This window comes from Phormidium sp. CCY1219 (assembly GCF_035615515.1).
Taxonomy (GTDB): domain Bacteria; phylum Cyanobacteriota; class Cyanobacteriia; order Cyanobacteriales; family Laspinemataceae; genus CCY1219.
Map to the genome: position 1 here is coordinate 1 of NZ_JAJENT010000414.1, position 4,277 is coordinate 4,277.

The 4,277-nt window shown below is 51.5% G+C and carries 4 protein-coding genes; 1 reads left to right on the forward strand and 3 read right to left on the reverse strand.

Translation table 11 applies throughout. The annotated features are described in order from the left end of the window. On the reverse strand, nt 1–143 hold a 143-nt coding region (locus LKK83_RS09200; RefSeq protein WP_324630277.1), incomplete at its 3' end, for an RRXRR domain-containing protein. A 366-nt stretch (nt 144–509) separates the two neighbouring features. After that, nucleotides 510–1,895 (reverse strand): 3-phosphoshikimate 1-carboxyvinyltransferase, encoded by a 1,386-nt coding sequence (aroA, locus tag LKK83_RS09205; RefSeq protein WP_324630782.1) that lies wholly within the window; start codon nt 1,893–1,895, stop codon nt 510–512. Nucleotides 1,896–2,052: 157 nt separating this feature from the next. Between aroA and LKK83_RS09210 the strand changes: the two genes are divergently transcribed. Further along, nucleotides 2,053–2,544: a hypothetical protein gene (locus LKK83_RS09210; RefSeq protein WP_324630784.1), complete on the forward strand. Its 492-nt coding sequence runs from the start codon at nt 2,053–2,055 to the stop codon at nt 2,542–2,544. Nucleotides 2,545–2,642: 98 nt separating this feature from the next. Here LKK83_RS09210 and LKK83_RS09215 read toward each other — a convergent pair whose 3' ends face one another. Next, nucleotides 2,643–4,205 carry a serine/threonine protein kinase gene (locus tag LKK83_RS09215; RefSeq protein ID WP_324630783.1) on the reverse strand — a complete coding sequence of 521 codons (1,563 nt, stop codon included), beginning with the start codon at nt 4,203–4,205 and terminating at the stop codon, nt 2,643–2,645. Nucleotides 4,206–4,277: the final 72 nt, after the last annotated feature.

Consider the following 4,277-nt stretch of genomic DNA (forward strand, 5'->3'; position numbering starts at 1 on the left):
TCGGCAGCTAATCGGACATAATACAAGCCTGCATCATTCCAATGGGAAGTTGCTTTTCCTTCCTTTACCCAACGACGTGCCCGCGATGCTTTTGTCGGCATTGCAGGGGAACCGTCTGGATTTTGAACTGGCACTCTAATCATGGAGATAATCCTATTAGAAATAGTTGCCTGTCCCTACGACCACCAAAAACGTTGTGTCCTGGAATAATCCAGTGCCTTCACCCAAGAAGACCAACAAATAGTCCGGGCTAGGGAAATACCCAGAGGTGTTATCGTTTTTGGCTGCATGGTAAGCGCCAACTCTTAGTTAGAGGTTGGGCCCTCCAAGCTGCGTGGCTTCAGCCCGCAGAAGTTGACTGGAGGGGAATTTAAACCTTAGAGCGGCGAGGGGGTCGGTTCAATATTAGACCACTGAACCAGAAACCGGGTTTGGCGAGTCTAATAGGTTGCGAATCGATCGCGATTTTACGAAAAAACCCGGTGTCTTACCTCTACTCAACCGATTGTCTAGGTTTTACTGGCTTCTTGAGCGGGAATTTTGCCCGGATCGCCACAGAGATTTTGCAGGGTGGGGACAAAATCGGGGTAGGAGATAGCAGCGGCTTCGGCATGGTGAATGGTAGTGGTGCCGGTGGCGTTGAGGGCGGCGATCGCCACACTCATCGCCACGCGATGATCGTCATGGCTGTCCGCATCGGTGCCGGTTAAAGCGCTGCCGCCGGAAATTTCCAACCCGTCGGGCAATTCTGTTACCTTAGCACCCATTTTAGTTAAAACGCTAGCCATCACTGCAAGGCGATCGCTTTCTTTCACTCGTAATTCAGCCGCATCGCGAATCACCGTTTTTCCCTTGGCAAATGCCGCCGCCACGGCTAAAATCGGGATTTCATCGATGGCGCGCGGAATCATTTCCCCGGAAAGCAGACACCCTTGCAAGGAAGAGTGTCGCACCCGGATATCCGCCACGGGTTCGCCGGCGATCGTGCGTTGGTTTTCCAATTGAATATCCGCTTCCATCATCGCCAGGGCGTCTAAAATCCCGGTGCGGGTAGGATTGACGCCCACATTTTCGATGGTTAATTCCGAACCGGGCACGATCGCCGCCGCCACTAACCAAAAAGCGGCAGAACTGATATCCCCGGGTACCACCACCAATTGGCCGGTCAGCTGCGCCGGACCGGTGAGGGTGACGCTTTTGCTCTCGCGATCGGTGACAATATCCGCGCCAAAGGCTTTCAGCATTCGCTCGCTGTGATCCCGAGACAGGGCCGGTTCGGTAACGGTGGTGTCACCTTCTGCCATTAAAGCGGCAAGCAGGATACAAGACTTAACCTGAGCTGAGGCGACCGGTGAGCGATAATGGATGGGATGGAGGGGTTGACCTTGAATCGCTAAAGGTGCTACTCTGCCGCGATCGCGCCCCCAGATTTGGGCACCCATTTGCTGTAACGGTTGCACCACCCGGGACATGGGCCGCGATCGCAGGGATTTGTCCCCAGTCACCGCAAAAAATCGATCGGGATGACTGGCAAGAATTCCTAGCATCAGTCGCATGGTGGTGCCAGAGTTCCCCGCATCTAAAATATCCATCGGCTCGCTTAAGTTACCCACCCCCACCCCGCGAACCTTCACCTGTTGTTCGTTCAGTTCGCTAATCTGCGCGCCCAACGCTTGAAAGCAGCCTGCACTGCTGCGGGGGTCTTCGCCCAGTAGCAGTCCCTCAATGGTGGTTTCACCAGTGGCGATCGCACCGAGCATCAAGGCGCGGTGCGAAATCGACTTATCTCCCGGTACCCGGATCCGACCTCGCAATGCTACCCCGTCGGGGGGTCTTTGAACGATCAATTGTTGCTCGGATTCGGTAGTTGTGACATTTACGATAGAGGTAGGCATTGGGCTAGACTGTGATGGGACTGTTCAATGCAATCGTACACCGATTGTGGGAGGACGCGGTGCCGTTTTGGCTGCTTGGCACCCGACGCGCGATCGCTCCCTCATGTCCGGTCCAACCGCTCCTGACAGAACTTTTGAATTTTATCGTTGCGATCTCATGTTGACCCATCGCCGCAAACCTGTAAGCCTTTCTTTAATTTCTACGGACCTCCCGGTTTGGTCTGTGGTGGAAACCGCCGGTACGCTCTATCAAAAAGACCGCGACCGATTTCATTTGCTCTTGAGCGAACCGGCTATTCGAGACCTAGAATTCTCTCCTGGCGCTCCGGAGGTGGCAACTTTACCTACTGCTGCTAAATCTCGACTCTTGTGGCTCGAGATTTCTCCTTACCGCGTGATTATGACGATGCAAGGAAATGGCAATTTTAGTTATCGTCACCTCTGGGAGCGCTGCATGTATGGCGTTAGCCGTTATTGGCTCCAAAATGACGGCTTGCAGGGCAACGGACAGTTGCGAATGCGAAATTATACCCGGCGCTTGCGTCTCATCGGTCGCCCGGTTCCGGAACATTTGCGTTTAGAATACGAATTGTGGTCGCAAAATCTTCAATTAGGTCGCTACATTTTAAATTTAGAAATTCATCATTAATTCGCTTAAGTTGTGATTTTCTAAAATATCACCCTTCATTATGACCGCACAAGTCCTGAGAATTACGCGGGAACGAACGAAGGGTGAAAGGTTCTTATTTATTTCAAACAGTAGCTTTTGATTTCATTGGCTACTGTATCTGCATTTTTTGCAGCTTTATTGGCGAGCTTTCCTGCAGATTCTGCTTTTTTTCTTGCTTCTTTTACTTGGTCTAAGCCCGCTTTGCTCACTGGGGCAGCATCCACTACTGCGATCGCTTCTCCCATTTCCCGAAAGGCTTGACTCAATTGCTCGTAGCTTTCACCCAACCTTGTGGGAAACGGTTTGAGCGTTGCATCAGATAACTCGATATCCAGTACCTTGGTGGAAATTTTTTCCAACTGAGTTGCTAACGCAACCGCGTCATCCGCATCTGTGCCTTCTAATTTTTTGACTTCTTTCCCGCCTCGGTCAATTGCGGCTATCAATTTGTGACACTGATAGCTTTTGCTCAGAGTGCTGCTGATGAATAAAAAACCCATCCCGGCTAAAAAACCGACTACCCCGGCAACGCCAAACAGTTTCCCCTTTTTCAGCAGTGACTCTCGATCCCATTTGAGCTTTGCTGCCACCGGCGTTTTCTCTGTTGGCTCCATTGCTTGGGATTGGCTTTCGCTTCCCCCATCCAGGGGGGGCAAACTTACCCCGGCAGTGGATGGGGTAGGGATTTCAAGCGCCGCGCCGTTCTCGGGAGTTGGCTCACTCAGCGACTTTGGCTGTTGTAAACTGTGGGTCAGTTGTTCTAACTGCTGCAAAATCTCGGTGGCGGTTTTGGGACGCTGACTGAGGGAAGGAGCCATGAGGCGATCGAGGAATGCTGCCAGTTCCTCGGATATGTGAGGCGCGCGGTGTCGCCAATGAAACTCGGAGGTTTCCGCGTTCCAAAAGCTCAGGGGTGGAGTGCCGGTGAGTAAATACGCAAAGGTGCGCCCCAAGGCAAAAAAATCTGATTGCACCACGGCTTCATGTTTGAGTTGTTCTGGAGGAGTGTAACCGGGGGAGTGAATTCCCGTAAGGGGGGTCGAATCCTCCTGGGTTTTCATGTAGCTGGCAATCACTTGCCTTGCTGCCCCAAAATCAATTAACACCAGTTGTCCGTTGGAGGACATTACGATATTGCTTGGCTTGATATTGAGGTGAAAGTAAGGAAGTTGATGGAGTTTTTGCAGGATTTCTAGGATCTGTTTTAACCAGGTTAAAGCCAATGCTTCGCAGAGGGGTTGACCATCGCGTTTTTTCAGCCACTCTTCGAGGTTTAGTCCCTCTATTTTATCCACCACGAGGCCATGCAGGGGCTTTTTGCCCTCTAGGGGGACAAAGGTAAAGTAACCGGCATGTTCGACTTGGGGAATTCCGGGATGGTTGAGTTGTCCTAACAGGAGCGCTTGTTGTTGAAATAATGCGACGGCTACTGGCTCGTCGATTTGGAGAATTTTTAAAATTTTGCTCTGGTTGTGTTTGCAGATTTCAAATGTGGTTTCGTAGCTGTTGTGGCTGAGCTTTTGAGTTGCACGATAGCATCCGCCGAGAAGCAAATCGGAGCCGCAGTGGAAACAATATTGATTGTTCTCGTTTAGGGGGTCGGCAGGGTTGGGGCACTCAGGATTAAGGCAGTAACTCATCAGAAATTAGGGTTGGTAAGGGGGAGAACGGAAACCCTCGTCATTTATGCGTAGGGAGGAGTTCTCCCCCCT